Here is a 20,611-nt window from a genome sequence, read left to right as displayed (position 1 = left end):
GACTGTCTCTGAAATGGTGCCCGGCCGAGGTGATGGGTTTGAACGTGAAACGCGCAGCAAAACTCTTCATCGGCGCGCTGGTCGTGGTGCCGGCATGCTATGGGGCCTATCATTACGGTCGGGACCTCAAGCTGCCGTTCGCGCTGCCCTTCATGCGGACGGCGGAGGCCGAGCAAAGCCCTGCCGCACCTCCGCCACGGCCCGCGGTCGCGGTCAAGGTCGCCGCCGCGAAGGCGGAGGACGTCCCGATCTATTTGACCGGAATCGGCACGATCCAGGCTTCCAACACCGTCAACGTGCAGAGCCGGGTCGACGGCGAGATCGTCCAGATCCTTTTCCAGGAGGGGCAGGACGTCAAACAAGGCGACATCATCGCGGTGATCGATCCGCGCCCGTTCCAGGCCCAGCTCGATCAGCAGATCGCTGTCAGGCAGAAGGACCAGGCGCTGCTGGACGGCGCCCAGATCGACATGGAGCGTTACGACGCGCTGATCAAGACCGCCGCGATCTCGCGTCAGACCGTGGACCAGCAGCACGCGCTGGTAGAGCAGTACAAGGCGCAGGTCCGCAACGACGAGGCCCAGATCGAATATGCGCGCACGCAGCTCGGCTTCACCAATATCCGTGCGCCGATCAGCGGACGGCTCGGCATCCGCCAGGTCGACCAGGGCAATTACGTGCGCGCAGTGTCGCCGACGACCATCGTCACCGTCACGCAGCTGCAGCCGATCTCGGTGATCTTCACCCTTGCCGCCGCCGCCGTCGGCCAGACCCGGCTCAGCCTCGGCCAGACCGAAGCGCCGGTGGTTGCGCTCACCGCCGACAACACCACCGAGCTCGACAGGGGCACGATCACGCTGGTCGACAACCAGGTCGACCAGGCCAGCGGCACCATCAAGCTGAAGGCGAGCTTTCCCAACAAGGCGCTGAAACTCTGGCCCGGCAATTTCGCCAATGGGCGGATCACCGTGGAGACGCGCAAGAACGCGGTGACCGCGCCGGCGGTTGCCGTGCGGCACGGACCGCGCGGCGATTTCGTCTGGGTCGCGAAGGCGGACGACACCGCGGCCTTCCGTCCTGTCACCGTCGGACAGGTCTTCGACGGACGCGCGATGATCGAGCGCGGCCTCGCCAAGGGAGAGCGCGTCGTGACCGACGGTACCTACCGGCTCGAGAACGGGGTTCACATCACGATCGAGGGTGCGATGCCGACGGCGAAGGCGCAGCCCGCCACTCAGCCGCGTTCCGAGCCGCGGGTTGACTGAGGCCCGCCATGTCCGCGCCTTTCATTCTTCGGCCGATCGCGACGACGCTGATGATCGTCGCGGTCGTGCTGCTGGGCATGCTCGGCTATCGTGAGCTCCCGATTGCGCCGTTGCCGAATGTCGACTTTCCCACCATCCAGGTGGTGACGCGCTATCCCGGCGCCTCGGCCAATGTCGTCGCGACCTCGATCACCGCGCCGCTGGAGCATTATTTCGGCACGATCTCCGGACTGACCGACATGAGCTCGACCAGCTCCTACGGCTACAGCCAGATCACGCTGCAATTCGACCTGTCGCGCAAGATCGACGCGGCCGCGCAGGACGTGCAGGCGCGGATCAATGCGGCGGCCGGCTGGATCCCGGTCGAGCAGCTGCCGAACCCGCCGACCTATCGCATGGTCAATCCGGCCGATACGCCGGTGCTGATCCTGGCGCTGACATCAAGGACGATGGCGCTGCACGAGGCCAATGATCACGCCGCGACCATTCTGGTGCCGAAGCTGTCGCAGATCCCTGGTGTCGGCGCCGTCAGCATCGAGGGCGGACAAACGCGCGCCGTGCGCCTGCAGATGAACCCGACCCGGCTGGCCGGGCTCGGCCTGTCGCTCGACGACGTCCGGCGCGGCATCGCCGCCACCACGGCGGACAATCCCAAGGGCTCGCTCGACGGTCCGAGGCAGGCGTTTCACGTCGACACCAACGACCAGCTGTTCACCGCGGAGGCGTACCAGGATGCGGTGATCGCCTATCGCAACGGTGCGCCCGTCCTGCTGCGCGACGTCGGCAGCGCCATCGACGGCGTCGAGGACGCCGAGCAGGCGGCATGGTTCCAGGGCGAGCGCGCCGTGCTGCTGGACATCCAGCGCCAGCCCGGCGCCAACACGATCGAGGTCGTGGACGCCATCAAGGGCATCTTGCCGAAGCTGCAGGATTCCTTGCCCGCGGCGCTGAAGATCTCGGTCGTCAGCGACCGCACCACGACGATCCGGGCCGCGATCCACGACGTGCAGTTCACGCTGGTGCTGACGGTCGCGCTGGTCGTGCTCGTCATCTTCATCTTCCTGCGCAAGCTGTGGGCGACCGTGATTCCGAGCGTCACGCTCCCGGTCTCGCTGATCGCAACTTTCGGCGTCATGGCGCTGTGCGGCTTCAGCCTCGACAATCTCTCCCTGATGGCGCTGACGATCGCCTCGGGCTTCGTCGTCGACGACGCCATCGTGATGATCGAGAACATCGCGCGCTATGTCGAGGACGGCGAGGATCCGCTTCAAGCGGCCTTGAAGGGCGCGCGGCAGATCGGTTTCACCATCGTCTCGCTCACGGTGTCGCTGATCGCCGTGTTCATCCCGCTGCTGCTGATGGGTGGCGTGGTCGGCCGGCTGTTCCGGGAATTCGCGATCACGCTGTCCTTTGCCGTCGTGATCTCGGGCCTCGTCTCGCTGACGCTGACGCCGATGATGTGCGCCCAGCTGCTGCAACGCGAGGACGCGGACGCGCAGCACGGCTTTCTGTTCCGCCTCAGCGAGCGCGGCTTCGGTGCCTGCGCCGGCTTCTATCTGTGGGGGCTCGACTGGGTGCTGAAGCACCGCAACCTCACGCTGGTCTTCACCGTGCTGACGCTGGTTGCGACCGGGATGCTCTACGTCGCGATCCCCAAGGGATTCCTGCCCTTGCAGGACACGGGCCTTTTGATCGGCACCACGGACGCGGCCCAGGACACCTCCTTCGCCGCGATGGCCGAACGGCAGCAGCAGCTCGCGGCTGTTATCGCCGAGGACCCTGATGTCGTCACGGTCGGCAGCTTCGTCGGCATCGGCTCGGTCAACACGACGCTGAACAGCGGCCGGCTCTATATAGACATCGGCAGTCCCGACGCGCGGAAGTCGTCGGCCGCTACAGTCATGGCGCGGCTGCAGCATGCCGTCGAGGGCGTTCGCGGCATCACGCTGCATCTGCAGCCGGCGCAGGATCTGCAGATCGAATCGCGCGCCGCGCGCACGCAATACCAATATGCGCTGCAGGATCTCGACGAGGACGAGCTTCGGCTCTGGAGCCGCCGCCTGGTCGAGGGCCTGCGCAAGCGGCGCGAGCTCGCCGACGTCGCCGACGACCGCCAGGACGAAGGCCTGCAGATGTCCGTCACCATCAACCGCCAGCTCGCATCGAGCTACGGCGTCAGCCTGAACACGATCGACCAGACGCTGTACGACGCATTCGGACAGCGCCAGATCGCGACCGTGTTCGGTCCGCTCAGTCAGTATCACGTCATCATCGAAGTCGATCCGGCGCTGCGCAACGACCCTGATATCCTCGGCAAGATCTACCTCACTGCCGCCGCGGCCCAGGCCAGCACCATCGATCAGCAGACCGGCGGCTTCAGCGGCGCGTTCAGCAAGGCCTCCGCGCCGGTGCCATTGTCGGCCTTCGCGCGGATCGAGCGGCAGCAGGCGCCGCTGCTGATCTCGCATCAGGGCCTGTTTCCGGCGACGACGATCTCGTTCAACCTCGCCGACGGTGTGTCGCTGAGCCAAGCGACCGACGCCTTGCGCCAGACCGAGCGCGAGATCGGGCTGCCGGATGCGGTCACCACCAAGCTGATCGGCACCGCCGCCGAGTTCGCCAATTCGCTCAGCGACGAGAAGTGGCTGCTGCTCGCCGCGATCGTGACGGTCTACCTGATCCTCGGCATGCTCTACGAGAGCTACATCCACCCGATCACGATCCTGTCGACATTGCCGTCGGCCGGGATCGGCGCGCTGCTGGCGCTGATGCTGTACCGGCAGGACCTCAACCTGATCTCGCTGATCGGCATCATCCTCCTGATCGGCATCGTCAAGAAGAACGCCATCATGATGGTCGATTTCGCGCTCGCCGCCGAACGCGAGGACGGCGCGTCCTCGTTCGACGCGATCAGGCAGGCATGCATCCTCCGCTTCCGCCCCATCATGATGACGACGATGGCGGCGTTGTTCGGCGCCCTGCCGCTCGCGATCGGCTCGGGCACCGGCTCCGAGCTGCGCCAGCCGCTCGGCATCGCCATCGTCGGCGGATTGATCGTCTCGCAGGTGCTGACGCTTTACACCACGCCGGTGGTCTATCTGGCCTTCGCTTCGCTGCGCAGCCGGTTCGGACGGCGATCCGCATCCGAAGCGACGGCCTTGCCGCAGGCCGAACGGCCGGCGCCGTGAGCATCACCGCGCAATTCGTGCTGCGGCCGGTGGCGACGACGCTGCTGATGATCGGCGTGTTCCTGCTCGGCTGCGTCGCCTATTTCCGCCTGCCGATTGCCTCGGTCCCGGCGGTGGAGCGGCCCACCATCGGGATCTACGCGCCCTTCCCCGGTGCGAGCCCGGCCACCGTCGCGAACGCGCTGGCGCAGCCGCTCGAGACCACGCTCGCGCTGATCCCTGGCGTGACCGAGATCGCCTCGTTCAGCGCGATGGGCGGCACCAGCATCACGGTGCAGTTCGAGCTCTCGGTCGATCTCGATGCCGCCGCCGGCGCGGTGCAGGCCGCCATCAACTCGGCGGGACCGAACCTGCCCAAGGGTCCGTGGCCGCCGGTCTATTGGAAGGCGAATCCGGCCGGCGCCGCCGTCGTGGCGCTCGCGCTCACCAGCGACGTGTTCACTTCGGGCGAGGTGTATAGTCTTGCCGACGGGGTGATCTCGCCGAAACTGTCTCAGCTGCCGGGCGTCGCGCGGATCAACGTGACGGGTGCGGAGCGAAGCGCGGTGCGCATCCAGGTGTCGCCGGCCCGGCTTGCCGCGATGAACCTGTCGCTGGAGGCGGCACGCGTCGCCGTGATCAGCGCATCGCAGAACCTGCCGAAGGGCGCGGTCTCGGTCGATGGCCAGCGTCTCACCATCGAAGCCAACGACCAGCTGCTCCAGGCCTCCGAATACCGCGACATCGTGCTGGCCTGGCGCAACGGCGCCCCTGTCAGGCTCGGCGACGTCGCATCGGTGACCGACAGCGTCATCAACAACCGCCTTGCCGGCTGGTACGGCACCGAACGCGGCGTCGTGCTGTTCGTCTACAAGCAGTCGGACGCCAACATCGTCGAGACCGTCGATGCCATCAAGGCGCAGCTGCCGGAGATCCAGCGCTGGCTGCCGCCGGGCATCAAGCTGCATACGATCTACGACCGCACCACGCTGATCCGGGCCGCCGTGAACGACGTCAAGCTCACGCTCGTGGTCGCATCGGTGCTGGTCGTGCTCGTCATCGCGCTGTTCCTCAGGCGGTTCTGGGCGACCGTAATCCCGAGCGTCACGATTCCGGTCTCGCTGGCCGCGACCCTTTTCGTGATGAGCCTGTGCGGATTCAGCCTCGACAATCTCTCGCTGATGGCGCTGACCATCGCCGCCGGCTTCGTCGTGGACGACGCCATCGTCATGATCGAGAACATCATCCGCCACATGTCAGAGGGCGAGCCGGCACTCCAGGCCGCCATCAACGGTAGCAGGCAGATGGCCTTCACGGTCGTCGCGATCACGGTCGCCCTGATCGCGGCGCTGATCCCGATCCTGTTCATGCCCGATATCGTGGGGCGCTATTTCCGAGAATTCGGCGTGACGCTGGTGGTCGCCATCGTGTCCTCGGCGGCGATCTCGCTGACGCTGACGCCGATGATGTGCGGACATCTGCTCGATCGCGGCCGGCAACGGCTGCACAATCCGGATGCGGATCCCGCACGCCGCACGTTCTACGCAAGCAGTCTCGACTGGACGCTGCGCCATCGTTTCCTCACCGCCCTCGCGATCGCCGCGCTGACGGGCGCCAGCGTCTGGCTCTATCTGCAATTGCCCAAGGGTTTCATGCCGACCCAGGACACCGGGGTGATGTTCGTGCGAACCGTTGCGCCCTCGAACATCTCGTTCCTGTCCATGGAGGACCGGCAGCGCGCGGTCGGCGAGGCGATCCTCGAAGACCCCGCGATCTCGGGCTTGACGTCCTACATCGGCGAGGGCAACGGCAACGCACTCAGCGTCGGGCAGATGCTGGTGGCGCTCAAGCCACCCGAGGTTCGCAAACTGCCGATCGAGAAGGTTATCGCGCGGTTGCGCGAACGCATGAACCGGATCGACGGCGTCCGAGTGTTCTTCGTGCCGCTGCAGGATCTCAATCTCGGCGTCCAATCCAGCGGCTCGCGCTTTCAATATACGCTCTGGGGCATCGACGAGGAGCAGGTGCTGCGCGCCGCGGAGAACATGATCCGCCGCGTCCGCGGCATTCCCCAGATCATCGACATCATCCCGAGCTGGGAGACCGGCGGTCTGCAGGCCGGCCTCACCATCGACCGCCTGCGCGCTGCGATGCTCGGCGTGACGCCTGTGGCGGTCGACAACACGCTCAACGACGCCTTCGGCCAGCGCCAGGTCAATCTCCTGTATTTTCCGACCAACTATTCGCGCGTGATCTTCGAGGTCGAGCCGCAGGCCGCGACCGGTCCCGAGTCCATGGGCCAGATCTACGTGCCGAGCGCCAGCGGCAAGGCGGTGCCGCTGACGGCCCTGACCCGGCCACAGCGCGCGCACGCCGCGATGTGGGTCCGTCACAGCGCGCAGTTTCCGGCCGCGACGATCTTTTTCGATATCAAGCCGGGCACGTCGATCGCCGATGCCATCGCCTCGATCCGCAAGGAGGAACTTGCCGCCAAGCTGCCCGACGATATCAAGGCGGAATTCCGCGGCGAGGCCAAGGAAGCCGACAAGTCGATCGCCAAACAGGCGGCGCTGTTCGCAGCAGCGCTGATCGCGATCTACATCGCGCTCGGCATGCTCTACGAGAGCTACGTCCACCCCTTGACCATTCTCTCGACCTTGCCGCCGACCGCGTTCGGCGCGCTGGTCGCGCTGTGGGCGACGCGCACCCAGTTCACGCTGGTGACCACGATCGCCTGCATCCTCCTGGTCGGAATGGTGATGAAGAACGCCATCATGATGGTGGACTATGCGCTCGATGCGGAGCGGAATCGCGGCCTCAGCGCGCGCGAGGCCATCCTGCTGGCGGCGCGCTTGCGGGCCCGACCCATCACCATGACCATGCTGGCTGCCTTCCTGAGCGCCGTCCCGATCGCCTTCGGCACCGGCCCGGGCTTCGAGATCCGCCAGCCGCTCGGCATCACCATCATGGGCGGCCTCGTCGTCGCCCAGCTGTTCACGCTGTATTCGACGCCGGCGATGTATCTGATCCTGGACAGGCTAAGGCGGCGGAAGAAAGGACTTGTGCGTCAGGCGCTCGCAGCCGGCGGTTCTCCGATCTCGCCTGTTCCCGATCTCGACGGCTAGACGGGATCATTCGATCAGGATCGGCGCGGCGATGTCGATGCGGTCGTCCTTCTTCATGTCGATGCCGAGCGCCAGCGACCATTTCCCGCTTGCCGCGGTCGTCATGCTGACGCGCCATTTGTCGGCCGCGATCCGCGTCGCGGATGCGGTCACCGGCGCAATGGCCTTGTCAGGGTTGGCCAGCGTCACCGACAGCGCATCGACGCTCAGCGGCCGCTCGTCGCCGTCGTAGAGCTGAACCAGAACTTCGACGGGTCCGGTGCGGCCGGGCGTGACGGTGACATCGGCCATCAAGCGCGTGCCGCAGATGTGGGTGAAGAACGGTTCGTCCGCCTCAGGAGAAGCGCTCGTCTTCTGCGGCGTCGGAGGCAGCGTCGGGGCTGAGGTTTCCGTCGAGGCGATCTGAAGCCTGGGCCCCTTGGCGCCGACGCTGCCGACGTCGAATGTCGTCTCGATCGCCCCTGAACGCTGGAAGTTCAACGTAACAGGGATGCGCTGCCCCTCCTCGAACGGCGCAGCCAGAGAGATGAACATGATGTGGCTGCCGCCCGGCGCAAGCGTGACAACCTCGCCCGGGGGAATCATCAAGCCCTGCTCGAGCTGACGCATCGTCATGATGCCGTCCTGCAGCGTCATCTGATGGATCTCGACCGTCGCTGCAGCCGGGCTGGAAGCGGACAGAAGGCGGTCCGGCGCGGTGCCGTGGTTCTCGATGGTGAGATAGCCGCTCGCGACCTTCGCACCCTTCGGCGTGGCACGGCTCCAGGCCTGGCTGACGACGATGTCGGCATGATCGGCGAGACCAGGCGCGGACCCGACGAACGCCAGAACGGCCGCAAGGACCAGCGCGAAGCTTCCGAATTTCTCGAACATGACGATCTCCGTCTCGGCGGAACGAGAGCCGCAGCCGCTGCAGCCGGCACGATGCATCTGCATCGGCGCCATGGCAGCTGGGCCTGGACACACCGTAGGCCGTGACGGGCGACAGCTCTTTGTCTGGACACAAACTACGGCGCCATTCGCCCCCGAGCTTGATCTCCGACAAAGATTCCGCCGCCTGCGCTGGTATTGTTGGCGATACGAGACAAGCGGTGAGCCTTACCCATTCGTTAATCATCCCGTATTTCTTCTGGGACGTTCACCGAATTGCACCCGGCTACTCAGGAATGAAGCTTGTGAATCCAACGGGCAGGAGCGAGCGATGATCGGGGCGATCGAGCTATTGCGGAAGAAGGCCGACGAATGCGAACGCCGCGCCAAGCGCGCCATCGATAAATCAGACCAAGCCGAGTTGATGGACATGTGCGCCGAGCTTCACTGGCTCTCCGGCGAGGCCGCGCGGCTCCAGAGTCGGATCACACTCCTCGAAGCTTCCGAACCGTTCGTGACCGATTGCCGGGTCACGCCGACGTCCGCCCCCCTCGAAGCGCGAACTCCCTGAGGAGGGAAGCTTGGGATCGTCTGACGCTGCATCCGAATGTGAGGAGCGAAGACCTTCTTGAAGCGGCCGTCGCTGGCAGGCAAAGCAAGGACGGAACAATCCCGTAACCCTGGAAATGGCGCGCCCGGAACGATTCGAACGTCCGACCCTCAGATTCGTAGTCTGATGCTCTATCCAGCTGAGCTACGGGCGCGTTTTTCGCATGGAGTGCGGACCTAAGCCCGCAGGCAGCCTCCGGACAGCGCCGGAGGGGTGCGAAAGAGCGCTCTGACTAACCGCTCTTGCCGGCGTTGGCAAGGTCCGGAATGAGGAGATTTTGGCGTATTCTCACACACCCGACCGTCATTCCGGGCGCGACGAAGTCGCGAGGCCGGAATCCATAACCACCAGCTGGGGTTATGGATTCCGGCCCTGCGGACCGTCCCGAAACGACGAGAGACTGTCGGCCCCGCCTATTACGCCCGGGCCCGCTCGTTGCGGATCGAAAGCAGTTCCACGGGGCGGTCGGGGATGACGATCCGGAAGGTGGCGCCGATGGTGCCTTCGACCAGGTGAATGTCGCCGCCATGGGCACGGACCAGTTCGGCGGCGATGGCGAGGCCAAGCCCGCTGCCGCCGGGGCGGCCGGAGGTCTGAAACGCCTCGAACAGATGCTCCCGGGTCTTCTGCGGCACGCCGGGACCGGTATCGGAGACCTCCAGGATGGCGACCGCACCCTCGCGCTTGCCGGTGATGCGGATCTGCTGCGGCCCCCCGTCCCCGGAGGCGTGACTCTCCAGCGCCTGGGCGGCGTTGCGGACGAGGTTGAGCAGCACGCGAAACAGCTGGTCCGGATCGGCATCGACGGCGAGCCCACGCTCGATCGCTGCGACCCAGGCGATCGAGGCGTCGCTGGCAAGGCCGGCGGTCTCGCGCACTTCCTGCACGACCGGCTCGATCAGCATCATGCGGCGGTCGGGCGCGGCCTCCTGCGCGCGGCCGTAGGAGAGCGTCGATTGGCAGAACGCGATGGCGCGCTCGAGCGAGCGCACCAGCTTTGGCGCAAAGCGCTGCACCCGCGGATCCGGCACGCTGGCGAGCTGGTCGGACAAGAGCTGCGCCGAGGCGAGCAGATTGCGCAGATCGTGATTGATCTTGGAGACCGCGAGGCCAAGCGCGGCCAGTCGGCTCTTCTGATGCAGCATCGACATCAGGTCGCGCTGCATGTCCGACAATTCGCGCTCGGCAACGCCGATCTCGTCGCTGCGCTGGCTCGGCACGATGATCCGAGCGGAACTCTCGGGGTTTTCATGGAAGCCGACCAGGCTCGCTGTCAGCCGCCGCATCGGCCGCACGAACAGGTAATGGAGCGCGAGATAGACCAGACCGGCGGTCAAAATGCCGATGATGAGCGCAACCACCACGAGGTTGCGGGAGAAGCGATACATCGACTGCCGCAGCGGCAGATCGTCGGTCACGATCTCGATGAACTGGGCATTGCCGACGCCGGGGCCGACGATGCGGATCGGCTGGTTGCCGGTCTCCAGCATCATCTGGAACGATCCGGTGATCGCCTCCCATACCGTCATGTCGCGCAGGTCGATGTCGTGCTCGATCGTCGCAGGCAGATTGTCGCTGGCGAGCAGGCGGCGCTGCTGGCCCATTTTGATCGCGACCGCGCGCGCATTGATGCTCTTCAGGATCTCGCGCGACAGCGAATCGGGGACCATGCCGAGCGGTGCGGCATCGAGCACCAGCGCCGCGGTGTTGGCCGCGGCGACGCGGTCGTTGAGCCGGTTGACCCAGAAGTTCGCGATCGCGGGCACATAGAGCAGGACGGCCGCAATCATCACCAGGGGCACGGTCAGCAGCAGCAATTTTCCGGATAGGCCAAGCCCACCCGAACCGCGCGACCGCACCATCGGCTGATCCGGATCCAGCTCTTGGGTCAGCTGCTGGAGGTCTGTCGTTGCCACGAAATTCGCCCCTGCTGGCCTTCTGATAGAGTTCGGCTGACGGAGGATGCGACCCGACCCTAGGGGTGGTCAAATTACGGATCGCTAATCTGCCGAGGTGGGATGTAGGTGCTGATATCGCTATCCGCCACCTCAGGGGTAAAAACCCCCAGGAAACAGGCAAGGAAACAGCGATATTCACCGGAACTGCGCGGACCTGCGGCGTTGACGAAAACAAGACGCTCCCTTATAAGCCGCGCAAATTGTCCGCGATGACCCGGTGCGATACCGGGAGCGGCTCTTCTGGGGCCGGAAACGGCCCGTTTTGGGTCGCATCTTCCGGACTTTACCTTCAATTCTACAGGCAAATTGCCCGGTCAGCGGAGAAAAACCCGTGAAGCGGACTTATCAACCCAGCAAACTGGTGCGCAAGCGCCGTCACGGTTTCCGTGCCCGTCTCGCCACTGCCGGCGGTCGCAAGGTCCTCGCCGCCCGCCGCGCCCGCGGCCGCAAGCGTCTGAGCGCCTGAGCCGGACCCCCTTTTCCGGGATTTCATCATGGAACGGCTGAGGCAGCGAGCGGATTTCCTCGCCGTTGCCAATGGCGCGCGGGCGAATAGTCCTGCGTTCGTCCTGCAAAGCCGTCGTCGCGACGATGTTGGTCCTGTCAGGATCGGCTTCACCGTTACCAAAAAGAACGGCAACGCCCCCGAGCGCAATCGCATCCGGCGCCGACTTCGCGAATTGGTGAAGCGGCTCGATCCGGTGTCGATGCAACCCCATCATGATTACGTGCTGGTTGGTCGCAGGGACGCGCTGTCGCGCGACTTCGCCACCATGCTCGACGATCTGCGCATAGCGTTCACGAAGCCCGCGCGGCATACGCACAAGGGACGCGGCCAGAGCCGTACCCCGGCGACCAGCCGCAAACCGGATTGATGACGAGACCATCGAGATGACCGACAATCGCAATACCATCCTCGCCGTCATTCTGTCCGGCCTGGTGCTGATCGCCTGGCAGTACTTCTACAACGTGCCGGCGATGGAGAAGCAGCGCGCCCAGCAGCAGGCGCAGGCGGAGCTCCAAAAGGCCAATCCGCAGCCGACGGCCTCCGCGACGCCTGGCACCACATCGCAGCAAGCGGGCGGCGCGACCCAGCCATCAGCGGCTCCGGGCGCAAACCAGCCAGCCCAGCCGACCGTGAGCCGCGAGACCGCGATCGCAGCGACCCCGCGCGTCAAGATCGACACACCGCGCATTGCCGGCAGCATCTCGCTGAAGGGCGGGCGCATCGACGACATCGCGCTGGTGCAATTCCGCGAAACCGTCGATCCGAAGTCGCCGCCGATCATTCTTTATTCTCCGTCTGGTACGGCTGAGCCCTATTACGCCGAGTTCGGCTGGGTGCCGGCAACGGGCGTGACGGCCAAGCTGCCTGATGCCCAAACCCTCTGGCAGCAGGACGGCAGCGGCAGCCTGACGCCGACCACGCCGGTGAAGCTGAAATGGGACAATGGCGAAGGCCTCACCTTCCGCCGCACCATCTCGGTCGACGACCATTACCTCTTCAGCATCAAGGACGAGGTGAGCAATGTCGGCAACGCACCGGTCACGCTCTATCCGTTCGCGCTGATCTCGCGCCACGGCACGCCGCACGTCTCGGGCTATTACATCCTGCATGAAGGCCTGATCGGCTATCTCGGCGACCACGGCTTGCAGGAATACGCCTACAAGAAGATCGACGAAGCCAAGAAGGTCGACTTCAAGGCCACCAATGGCTGGCTCGGCATCACCGACAAGTACTGGGCCTCGGCGCTGCTGCCCGACACCAATGCCCAGCTCCAGGCGAGCTTTTCGTCGACCCTCGCCAACAACATCCGGGGCTATCAGACCGATTATCTGCTCGATCCCGTCACCGTCGCGATCGGCGGCACCGCGACCGCAAATGCGCGGCTGTTCGCCGGCGCCAAGGAAGCCGGCGTCGTCGGCGTGTTCCCGTTCGCAGGCCTCGGCGGCTACAACAAGGAGCTCGGCCTCAACCATTTCGACCTGTTGATCGACTGGGGCTGGTTCTACTTCATCACCAAGCCGATGTTCCTCGGCCTCGACTTCTTCTACCGTTTCTTTGGCAATTTCGGCATCTCGATCCTGCTCGTCACCGTCATCGTGAAGCTGTTGTTCTTCCCGCTGGCGAACAAGTCCTACGCCTCGATGGCGAAGATGAAGTCGATCCAGCCGCAGCTTCAGGCGCTGAAAGAGCGTTATCCCGACGACAAGGTGAAGCAACAGCAGGAGATGATGGAGATCTACCGCAAGGAGAAGATCAATCCGGTCGCCGGCTGTCTTCCCGTGGTGATCCAGATCCCGGTGTTCTTCTCGCTCTACAAGGTGCTGTTCGTCACCATCGAGATGCGGCACGCGCCATTCTTCGGCTGGATCAAGGACCTCTCCGCGCCTGATCCGACCAATCTGTTCACGCTGTTCGGGCTGATCCCGTTCGATCCGACCACGCTGCCGGTGTTCGGCCATTATCTCGCGCTCGGTATCTGGCCGATCATCATGGGCATCACGATGTGGTTCCAGATGAAGCTGAACCCGACGCCGCCGGATCCGACGCAGCAGATCATCTTCAACTGGATGCCTCTGATCTTCACCTTCATGCTGGCGGGCTTCCCCGCGGGCCTCGTGATCTACTGGGCCTGGAACAACACGCTCTCGGTGCTCCAGCAGAGCTTCATCATGCGCCGCAACGGTGTGAAGGTGGAGCTGTTCGATAATCTCAAAGCGACGTTCGCGAGGAAAGCGACGTAGCCGTCATTGCGAGGAGCTCGTGACAAAATTGCAAAGCAATTTTGCACTGAAGCTCCGAAGCAATCCAGAGTCCCCTCTGCGGATACATTCCTGGATTGCTTCGCTTTGCTCGCAATGACGCAAGGAAACAGCGAGCCTTCGCATGACCGACGACAAAGATGCGAAGCTGATCGAGGCCGGGCGAAAGCTGTTCGCGCGCGACTGGCAGTTCATCTGGGCTTCGCCCTCGATCGAGACGCTGCCGCCGATGGCGGGGCCGGAGATTGCGTTTGCCGGCCGCTCCAATGTCGGGAAGTCGAGCCTGATCAACGCGCTGACCGGGCGTAATGCGCTGGCGCGCACCTCGCATACCCCGGGGCGCACCCAGGAGCTGATCTTCTTCGAGGTCCCCGGCAAGACCGACCTTCGCCTCGTCGACATGCCCGGCTATGGCTATGCCAAGGCGCCCAAGAGCCAGGTCGCGTCCTGGACCGAGCTGATCGATACATTCCTGCTGGGCCGCGCCTCGCTCGCGCGCGTCTACGTGTTGATCGATGCGCGCCATGGCCTCAAGGATGTCGACCTCGAGGTGCTGAAGACGCTCGACCGCTCCGCCGTCAGCTATCAGATCGTGCTGACCAAGGCCGACCAGGTGAAGGCCTCCGAGTTGCAATCACGCATCGCCGAGACCGAAGCCGCGCTCGCCAAGCATCCGGCTGCGTTCCCGAACGTCATCGCGACCTCGTCGCGCTCGTCGAGCGGGATGGCCGAGCTGCGCGCCGCCATGGCCAAGCTGCTGGAAGAGCGAAGCTCGTGATGGCGCGCCTGCTGATTGCGCTCGCCGGCCTAATGGGCGCCGCCGGCGTCGCGCTGGCCGCCGCCTCCGCTCACGGCACCGACGCCAGCCGGCTTGCCTCCGCAAGCGCCATGCTGCTGTTTCATGCAACTGCCATATTGGCGGTGGCGGCCTTGCTCGCGCGCGGCCTTCTGCACGGCGGAATTGGCCTGATCGCCGCGTTCGGCTTCGTGATCGGCGCGGCGCTGTTCGCGGGCGATCTCACCTTGCGGCAATATGCCGGGCATTCGCTGTTTCCGTTCGCGGCGCCGACAGGGGGGACGGCGATGATTGCGAGCTGGCTGGCGGTGACGCTGGCGGCGGTGGTGGCGGCGAAGTAGGTCTCATGTCCCGGACGCGGCGCAGCGCTTCAGCGGTGCGCCGCTGAGCCGGGGCCCATGCCGCTTCTGGGTCCCGGCTCAGCGGCGCGGCACTACGCGCCGCACCGCGTCCGGGACATGAGAGCAGCATGCCAGCCACGCTTTGCGCCTCGCCCGCCAATCGGATAGAAGGCGAACCCGCGTTAGTCCCGCCAGCGAGACCGTGACATGACCGACATCTCCCCGCTCGACCAGGCCCGCATCCTGTCCGAAGCGCTGCCGCACATGCAGCAGTACGACGAAGAAACCATCGTCATCAAATATGGCGGCCATGCCATGGGCGACGAGGAGACCGCGAAGAATTTTGCCCGCGACATCGTGCTGCTCGAGCAGACTGCGATCAATCCGGTCGTGGTGCATGGCGGCGGGCCGCAGATCGCGACCATGCTCAAGCGCCTCGGCATTCAATCGGAGTTCGCAGCGGGCTTGCGCATCACCGATGCCGCGACCATCGAGGTCGTCGAGATGGTGCTGGCCGGCTCGGTCAACAAGCAGATCGTCGGCTACATCAACGATGCCGGCGGCAAGGCCGTCGGCCTCTGCGGCAAGGACGGCAACATGGTGAAGGCGTCGAAGACGACCCGCACCATGGTCGATCCGGATTCGCACATCGAGAAGGTGGTCGATCTCGGCTTCGTCGGCGACCCCGAAAAGGTCGACCTCACCCTGCTCAACCAGCTGATCGGCTACGAGCTGATCCCGGTGCTGGCGCCGCTTGCCACGTCGCATGACGGCCAGACGCTGAACGTCAACGGCGACACCTTTGCCGGCGCGATCGCGGGCGCGCTGAAGGCCAAGCGCCTGCTGCTGCTCACCGACGTGCCCGGTGTGCTCGACAAGTCGAAGAAGCTGATCCCCGAAATGTCGGTCAAGGACGCACGCAAGCTGATTGCCGACGGCACCATTTCCGGGGGCATGATCCCGAAGGTCGAGACCTGCATCTACGCGCTTGAGCAGGGCGTCGAGGGCGTCGTCATCATCGACGGCAAGATGCAACACGCAGTGCTGCTCGAGCTCTTCACCAACCAGGGCACGGGAACGCTGATCCACAAGTGACCGACAAGACGACAGGAGCGACGGGGATCGCCGGGCCGAAGGCGCGGTACCCCAGCCGCTCGCCCCTCACGCGTCTGCTGATGACGCTGCCGGCCGCCGCCGTCTCGTTCGTCTTTTCCTCCGCGCCGGCCTTGGCCGATCTGAAGATCTGCAACCGCATGTCCTATGTCGTCGAGGCCGCGATCGGCATCGACGACAAGGCGGCGACGGCGACGCGGGGCTGGTTCAGGATCGATCCTGCGACCTGTCGCGTGGTGGTGCAGGGCACGCTCACCGCCGACCGCATCCTGCTCAATGCCCGCGCGCTCGGCGTCTATGGCGCCTCACCGATTCCGCAGAACGGCCGCGACATGCTGTGCGTGGCCCAGGACAATTTCGTCATCGCGGCCGCGCGGCAGTGCCGTAGCGGTCAGACGCAGGCACCGTTCACACAAGTGACGCCGACGCAGGCCGACGACGGCAATCTCGTCGCCTATCTCGCCGAGGACTCCGAATATGACGACGAGCAGGCGCGGCTTGCCGGTATCCAGCGGCTGCTGGTGATCGCCGGCTATGACGTCGGCGCGATCGACGGCGTCGACGGACCGAAGACGCAAGGAGCACTCGCCGCATTCCTGAAGAGCCGCGGGCTGTCCTCGGACGTGGTCGGCTCGCCGAACTTCTTCAAGACCATGGTCGATGCGGCGCAGACGCCGTCCACCAGCGGTCTCACCTGGTGCAACGACACGCCTCACAAGGTGATGGCGGCCATCGCGACCGACGACGGCAAGTCCGTGACCAGCCGGGGCTGGTACCGCATCGATCCCAAGACATGCCTGCACCCTGACATTGCCGGCCAGCCCAAGCAGATCTTCAGCTTCGCGGAAGCCGTCGATGCCGACAACCGCGCCATCAAGCTGAAGGACAGACCGCTGAACTGGGGCGGCGACAAGCAGCTCTGCACCCGCGACACCAAGTTCGAGACCACCGAGCAGGCCGATTGCGGCGCGCGCGGATTTGCCGCGACCGGTTTTGGGCCCGTGGATATGAGCAGCGGCGGCAAGACGCTGCGCTTTGCGTTGCCCTGATTGAGAGCGTTCCGATGAAATCCCCCCGCACGTTCGCTCACGTCGACACCTGGGTGTTCGATCTCGACAACACGCTGTATCCGCATCACGTCAATCTGTGGCAGCAGGTCGACGCCAGAATCGGCGAGTTCGTGTGCAATTGGCTGAACGTTGGCCCTGCAGAAGCGCGCAACATCCAGAAGGATTATTACCGGCGCTTCGGCACCACCATGCGCGGCATGATGACCCTGCATGGCGTTCGCGCCGACGATTATCTCGCTTACGTCCACAAGATCGACCATTCGCCGCTGGAGCCGAACCCGGCCCTCGGCGAAGCCATCGCAAAGCTGCCCGGACGCAAGCTGATCCTGACCAACGGCTCGGTCGACCATGTCGATGCGGTGCTGGCGCGGCTTGGTCTCGCCAGCCATTTCGACGGCGTGTTCGACATCATCGCCGCCGAATTCGAGCCCAAGCCGGCGGCGCAGACCTACCGGAAATTCCTCGCCGATCATGCGGTCGACCCGACGCGCGCGGCGATGTTCGAGGACCTCGCCCGCAACCTGACCGTTCCGCACGAGCTCGGCATGACCACCGTGCTGGTGGTGCCTGACGGCACCAAGGACGTGGTGCGTGAGGACTGGGAACTGGAGGGCCGCGATGCGGCCCATGTCGATCACGTCACGGACAATCTGGCAGGATTCCTGCGATCGCTCACCGACTGAGTGCAACCACGCGAGGAGCAAAGGTGTCCCGCAAGCCGCCAGAGTTACCTGCCACGGGCCTGTCCGACATCGAGTGGGACGATCTGCGCTATTTCCTGAACCTTGCCCGCGAGAAGAGCCTATCCGGCACCGCACGAAAACTCGGCACGACGCAGCCAACCATGAGTCGCCGGCTTGAGCTGTTCGAAAAGAAACTCGGCGCGGTGCTGTTTCAACGCAAGCCATCCGGCCTTGAGCTTACCGACACCGGACGGCAAATACTCGACCATGCAGCAAGGATGGAAGAGGCTGCGCTTGCCGCGCAGCGAATCGCGACCGGCAGCAGCGCCGGAATCACGGGCACCGTCCGCCTCACATCGGCCGAGTGGATCGGCGCGCGAGTTCTCTCGCCGCTGCTCGCGGAATTCTGCACCATGCATCCCGGAATGAGTGTCGAGTTCGTCACGGATGCCGAAGCGCTGAGCCTGACCCGGCGCGAGGTCGACATCGCGGTGCGCTTCGTTCGCTTTCAGCAGGAAGGATTGGTGCAACGGAAGATCGGCAGTCTTCCGTTCGGACTCTATGCCTCCCCTGGCTATCTCAAGGCGCGCGGCTTCCCGGATTTCAAGCAAGGCGGTGCCGACGTGGCCCTCATCGCCATGAATGCGGCACTCGCCGAAACGGTCGCCGAGACAAAATGGCTGCGCCAGCATTTTCCGAATGCCCACATTGCCTTCCGCAGCAACAGCCGCGACGGCCAGGCGGCGGCCGCAGCGAACGGCGCCGGCCTTGCATGCCTGCCGCAATGTCTCGCCCGGGCGTATCCGGCCCTGCGCGCCATCGCGACAGCTACACCAATTCCCAGCCGTGACGTGTGGCTTGGATTTCACCGCGATACGCGCGCAATCCCGCGGGTACGCAGCGTCGTGGACTTCCTGGCCGAACGGATGCCTCACCTCAGCTGATGACCTCCTGCCGACGTATGGTGGCCATACGGCCGCAGCCGATGGGCGTCACCACGATTGCCGACTATCTGTTCTCCGACGCCACTATGATCGAGGAGATCCGAGATGTTGGACTGGAAACACTATCAAGGCGAGCTGCTTGCGCGTATCGGTGACATCGGCAAGTTGAGCCCCGACACAGTCAAGGGCTATCGTGCCCTCAGCGCTGCCGGCGCACAGACCGGTCAGCTCGACAACAAGACTCGCGAGCTGATCGCACTCGCAGCCGCCGTAACCGCGCGCTGCGACGGCTGTATCGCCGTGCATGCCGACGCCGCAGCGAAGTACGGCGCCAGCCGCGAGGAGCTGGCGGAAGCATTGGGCGTCGCGATTGCGATCGGGGCCGGAGCTGCGCTGGTTTATTCGGCCCGGACGCTCGACGCATTCGAGGCCAACAGGACAGCGAAGCAGAACGAAGGGGCTGTCCAATGACGGAGCCTCGACTTCAGGCTGTCGGCTTTTCCGAGCCGGGCGGCATGGCCGCTTCGTTCCAGCACGTGCGCGTCGGCACGCTGCCGGTCGAGGAGGTCGTGGCACGCCTCAAGGAAAAGATCATTGCAGCCGACCTCTGGGTGCTGCACGAGATCGATCCGCAGATGCTGCTGCATCGCGGCGGCTATGATATCGGCCCGGTACGGCAAATCCTCTTCTTCCACCCGCGCCTGATGTCTCGCCTGCTGGCAGCCGATTCGGCAGCGCTGCTTGAGGCGCCTCTGAAGTTCGCGGTTACGGCTTCCCTGAGGGACGAACCGAGCTGCGCTGGCTCGATCCCGCCCGGGCCTTCGCGCGATACGGCTCGCCCGCGCTGACGGCGCTCGGCGAGGAATTGGCCGGCAATTTCGAGGCCATTGTCGGCGGCCTGGGCTTCTGAAGACCCGCTGAAGCGGCCATGTTCCGGGTGCATCGACAGGTCCCCGGAACATAGCGGGTCGCGTTCTTGACTCTCTCGGCCCAAATCCCGAAAAAGCCCCCTCGATTTCCCCTAAGACAACTCCGGTTTCGAGGAAGCCCTCCGATGTCCCTGTCCGCCCTGGAATCCACCATCAACAGCGCCTTCGACGCGCGCGAGACCATCTCGACCTCGACCAAGGGCGAGGTGCGCGACGCCGTGAACCAGTCGCTGGAGATTCTGGACCGGGGCGAGGCGCGCGTCGCCGAGCGCGGCACCGACGGCAAGTGGAAGGTCAATCAGTGGCTGAAGAAGGCCGTGCTGCTGTCCTTCCGCCTCAATGACATGGACGTCATTCCCGGCGGCCCGGGCCAGGCGAACTGGTGGGACAAGGTGCCCTCGAAGTTCGAAGGCTGGGGGCCCAACCGTTTTCGCGACGCCGGTTTCCGCGCGGTGCCGGGCGCGGTGGTGCGCCGCTCGGCCTTCATCGCCAAGAACGTCGTGCTGATGCCGTCCTTCGTCAATCTCGGTGCTTACGTCGATGAGAGCACCATGGTGGACACCTGGGCCACCGTCGGCTCCTGCGCGCAGATCGGCAAGCGCGTGCACATCTCCGGCGGCGCCGGCATCGGCGGCGTGCTCGAGCCGCTGCAGGCCGAGCCCGTGATCATCGAAGACGATTGCTTCATCGGCGCGCGCTCGGAGGTCGCCGAAGGCGTGATCGTACGCAAGGGCGCGGTGCTGGCGATGGGTGTGTTCCTGGGCGCCTCGACCAAGATCGTCGACCGCGAGACCGGCGAAGTCTTCATGGGTGAAGTGCCTGAATATTCGGTTGTCGTGCCCGGCGCGCTGCCCGGCAAGCCGATGAAGAACGGCCAGATCGGCCCGAGCACCGCCTGCGCCGTGATCGTCAAGCGCGTCGACGAGCGCACGCGCTCGAAGACCAGCATCAACGAGCTGCTGCGGGACTGAGCC

The 20,611-nt window shown here is 65.0% G+C and carries 18 protein-coding genes and 1 tRNA gene; 16 read left to right on the top strand and 3 right to left on the bottom strand.

From position 1 onward, the window contains the following. The first annotated feature begins 44 nt into the window (after window positions 1–44). Genes IF809_RS11880 through IF809_RS11870 form a run of 3 tightly spaced genes read left to right on the top strand, consistent with a single transcriptional unit; the run spans window position 45 to window position 7,557 of the window. Complete coding sequence (locus tag IF809_RS11880) at window positions 45–1,265, top strand: efflux RND transporter periplasmic adaptor subunit (protein ID WP_462837705.1); 1,221 nt, start codon at window positions 45–47, stop codon at window positions 1,263–1,265. A gap of 8 nt (window positions 1,266–1,273) precedes the next feature. After that, on the top strand, window positions 1,274–4,453 hold the full coding sequence (locus IF809_RS11875; protein ID WP_462837661.1) for an efflux RND transporter permease subunit: 3,180 nt from the start codon (window positions 1,274–1,276) through the stop codon (window positions 4,451–4,453). Continuing rightward, window positions 4,450–7,557, top strand: coding sequence for an efflux RND transporter permease subunit (locus IF809_RS11870; RefSeq protein WP_462837660.1), 3,108 nt, complete (start codon window positions 4,450–4,452; stop codon window positions 7,555–7,557). The genes IF809_RS11875 and IF809_RS11870 overlap by 4 nt, the downstream gene beginning before the upstream one ends. 6 nt (window positions 7,558–7,563) lie before the next feature. Here IF809_RS11870 and IF809_RS11865 read toward each other — a convergent pair whose 3' ends face one another. Further along, window positions 7,564–8,430 (bottom strand): copper chaperone PCu(A)C, encoded by an 867-nt coding sequence (locus IF809_RS11865; RefSeq protein WP_462837659.1) that lies wholly within the window; start codon window positions 8,428–8,430, stop codon window positions 7,564–7,566. Window positions 8,431–8,758: 328 nt separating this feature from the next. Here IF809_RS11865 and IF809_RS11860 point away from each other — a divergent pair, with 328 nt between their 5' ends. Continuing rightward, a complete protein-coding gene (locus IF809_RS11860; RefSeq protein WP_453994682.1) occupies window positions 8,759–8,998 on the top strand; it encodes a hypothetical protein in 240 nt (79 codons plus the stop codon). 116 nt (window positions 8,999–9,114) lie between these two features. Here IF809_RS11860 and IF809_RS11855 read toward each other — a convergent pair. Both IF809_RS11855 and IF809_RS11850 read right to left on the bottom strand, forming a co-directional pair. Further along, window positions 9,115–9,191 (bottom strand) — tRNA-Arg (locus IF809_RS11855). A 262-nt stretch (window positions 9,192–9,453) separates the two neighbouring features. Beyond that, on the bottom strand, window positions 9,454–10,953 hold the full coding sequence (locus tag IF809_RS11850; RefSeq protein ID WP_462837658.1) for an ATP-binding protein: 1,500 nt from the start codon (window positions 10,951–10,953) through the stop codon (window positions 9,454–9,456). 373 nt (window positions 10,954–11,326) lie between these two features. Between IF809_RS11850 and rpmH the strand changes: the two genes are divergently transcribed. From rpmH to dapD, 12 genes are all read left to right on the top strand, one after another. Next, the gene (gene rpmH / locus IF809_RS11845) at window positions 11,327–11,461 is read left to right on the top strand and encodes a 50S ribosomal protein L34 (RefSeq protein ID WP_008542748.1); all 135 of its coding nucleotides are present in this window, start codon (window positions 11,327–11,329) and stop codon (window positions 11,459–11,461) included. Window positions 11,462–11,489: 28 nt separating this feature from the next. Then, window positions 11,490–11,870 (top strand): ribonuclease P protein component, encoded by a 381-nt coding sequence (gene rnpA, locus IF809_RS11840; RefSeq protein ID WP_462837657.1) that lies wholly within the window; start codon window positions 11,490–11,492, stop codon window positions 11,868–11,870. 16 nt (window positions 11,871–11,886) lie between these two features. Further along, a complete protein-coding gene (yidC, locus tag IF809_RS11835; protein ID WP_128963812.1) occupies window positions 11,887–13,743 on the top strand; it encodes a membrane protein insertase YidC in 1,857 nt (618 codons plus the stop codon). 142 nt (window positions 13,744–13,885) lie between these two features. Beyond that, window positions 13,886–14,539 (top strand): ribosome biogenesis GTP-binding protein YihA/YsxC, encoded by a 654-nt coding sequence (gene yihA / locus IF809_RS11830; protein ID WP_462837656.1) that lies wholly within the window; start codon window positions 13,886–13,888, stop codon window positions 14,537–14,539. Then, window positions 14,539–14,898, top strand: coding sequence for a DUF423 domain-containing protein (locus IF809_RS11825; RefSeq protein ID WP_128963810.1), 360 nt, complete (start codon window positions 14,539–14,541; stop codon window positions 14,896–14,898). Before yihA ends, IF809_RS11825 begins: the two co-directional genes overlap by 1 nt. 207 nt (window positions 14,899–15,105) lie before the next feature. Further along, complete coding sequence (argB, locus tag IF809_RS11820; protein ID WP_128963809.1) at window positions 15,106–15,993, top strand: acetylglutamate kinase; 888 nt, start codon at window positions 15,106–15,108, stop codon at window positions 15,991–15,993. An 80-nt stretch (window positions 15,994–16,073) separates the two neighbouring features. Continuing rightward, the gene (locus IF809_RS11815) at window positions 16,074–17,060 is read left to right on the top strand and encodes a DUF1036 domain-containing protein (RefSeq protein ID WP_128969140.1); all 987 of its coding nucleotides are present in this window, start codon (window positions 16,074–16,076) and stop codon (window positions 17,058–17,060) included. Window positions 17,061–17,074: 14 nt separating this feature from the next. Beyond that, window positions 17,075–17,764: a pyrimidine 5'-nucleotidase gene (locus IF809_RS11810; protein WP_128963808.1), complete on the top strand. Its 690-nt coding sequence runs from the start codon at window positions 17,075–17,077 to the stop codon at window positions 17,762–17,764. 23 nt (window positions 17,765–17,787) lie between these two features. Continuing rightward, window positions 17,788–18,708: a LysR family transcriptional regulator gene (locus IF809_RS11805; RefSeq protein ID WP_453981646.1), complete on the top strand. Its 921-nt coding sequence runs from the start codon at window positions 17,788–17,790 to the stop codon at window positions 18,706–18,708. A 105-nt stretch (window positions 18,709–18,813) separates the two neighbouring features. Next, window positions 18,814–19,179: a carboxymuconolactone decarboxylase family protein gene (locus tag IF809_RS11800; RefSeq protein ID WP_128963806.1), complete on the top strand. Its 366-nt coding sequence runs from the start codon at window positions 18,814–18,816 to the stop codon at window positions 19,177–19,179. Further along, on the top strand, window positions 19,176–19,556 hold the full coding sequence (locus tag IF809_RS11795; protein ID WP_462837655.1) for a DUF302 domain-containing protein: 381 nt from the start codon (window positions 19,176–19,178) through the stop codon (window positions 19,554–19,556). Before IF809_RS11800 ends, IF809_RS11795 begins: the two co-directional genes overlap by 4 nt. A 206-nt stretch (window positions 19,557–19,762) precedes the next feature. Continuing rightward, window positions 19,763–20,608, top strand: coding sequence for a 2,3,4,5-tetrahydropyridine-2,6-dicarboxylate N-succinyltransferase (gene dapD, locus IF809_RS11790; RefSeq protein ID WP_453981645.1), 846 nt, complete (start codon window positions 19,763–19,765; stop codon window positions 20,606–20,608). Window positions 20,609–20,611: the final 3 nt, after the last annotated feature.

This window comes from Bradyrhizobium sp. UFLA06-24 (assembly GCF_054967145.1).
This window is presented reverse-complemented; position numbering and strand designations above follow the sequence as displayed.

What these genes read in the sequence shown, in the direction of transcription:
- IF809_RS11875 (WP_462837661.1), top strand. Translation starts at nt 1,274, where the DNA reads ATGTCCGCGCCTTTCATTCTTCGGCCGATCGCGACGACGCTGATGATC.
- IF809_RS11865 (WP_462837659.1), bottom strand. Translation starts at nt 8,430, where the DNA reads ATGTTCGAGAAATTCGGAAGCTTCGCGCTGGTCCTTGCGGCCGTTCTG.
- IF809_RS11860 (WP_453994682.1), top strand. Translation starts at nt 8,759, where the DNA reads ATGATCGGGGCGATCGAGCTATTGCGGAAGAAGGCCGACGAATGCGAA.
- rnpA (WP_462837657.1), top strand. Translation starts at nt 11,490, where the DNA reads ATGGAACGGCTGAGGCAGCGAGCGGATTTCCTCGCCGTTGCCAATGGC.
- yidC (WP_128963812.1), top strand. Translation starts at nt 11,887, where the DNA reads ATGACCGACAATCGCAATACCATCCTCGCCGTCATTCTGTCCGGCCTG.
- yihA (WP_462837656.1), top strand. Translation starts at nt 13,886, where the DNA reads ATGACCGACGACAAAGATGCGAAGCTGATCGAGGCCGGGCGAAAGCTG.
- IF809_RS11825 (WP_128963810.1), top strand. Translation starts at nt 14,539, where the DNA reads ATGGCGCGCCTGCTGATTGCGCTCGCCGGCCTAATGGGCGCCGCCGGC.
- argB (WP_128963809.1), top strand. Translation starts at nt 15,106, where the DNA reads ATGACCGACATCTCCCCGCTCGACCAGGCCCGCATCCTGTCCGAAGCG.
- IF809_RS11815 (WP_128969140.1), top strand. Translation starts at nt 16,074, where the DNA reads ATGACGCTGCCGGCCGCCGCCGTCTCGTTCGTCTTTTCCTCCGCGCCG.
- IF809_RS11810 (WP_128963808.1), top strand. Translation starts at nt 17,075, where the DNA reads ATGAAATCCCCCCGCACGTTCGCTCACGTCGACACCTGGGTGTTCGAT.
- IF809_RS11800 (WP_128963806.1), top strand. Translation starts at nt 18,814, where the DNA reads ATGTTGGACTGGAAACACTATCAAGGCGAGCTGCTTGCGCGTATCGGT.
- IF809_RS11795 (WP_462837655.1), top strand. Translation starts at nt 19,176, where the DNA reads ATGACGGAGCCTCGACTTCAGGCTGTCGGCTTTTCCGAGCCGGGCGGC.
- dapD (WP_453981645.1), top strand. Translation starts at nt 19,763, where the DNA reads ATGTCCCTGTCCGCCCTGGAATCCACCATCAACAGCGCCTTCGACGCG.